Source organism: Saccharothrix sp. NRRL B-16314, from assembly GCF_000716595.1.
GTDB lineage: Bacteria > Actinomycetota > Actinomycetes > Mycobacteriales > Pseudonocardiaceae > Actinosynnema.
In genome coordinates this window covers 1-313 of sequence record NZ_JNXC01000228.1, presented here as the reverse complement: position 1 = coordinate 313, position 313 = coordinate 1, and the positions used below count along the sequence as shown (strand labels likewise).

Annotated in this window: 1 protein-coding gene; it reads left to right on the top strand. The window is 70.3% G+C overall.

Annotated elements, in window-relative coordinates; all coding sequences use genetic code 11:
• Positions 1-313: FAD-binding protein (locus tag OQ02_RS45465; protein ID WP_033443857.1), on the top strand; the 313-nt coding region annotated here is incomplete at both ends.

Sequence of the window (313 nt, the reverse complement as noted above, 5' to 3'; positions counted from 1 at the left end):
CTCTCGTTCGAGCTGGACCTGGACGTCGACGCCGCGACCCTCAAGCAGCTGGACGCCGAGTCGGACCCGGAGCCCGGTGAGGAGATCCCCGACGAGGCGGCGAAGCTCCTCAGCAACGCGAAGATCAGCGTGACGGTCGAGTCGGGCACCCCGCTCAAGCGGCTCAACGTGGCGCTGGCCCGGGAGGGCCTGTCGCTCACGAACATGGGCGACATCATGGAGCAGACCGTCGCCGGGGCCACGTCCACCGGCACGCACGGCACGGGCCGCGAATCCGCCTCCATAGCCGCGCAGATCCGCGAGCTGGAGCTGG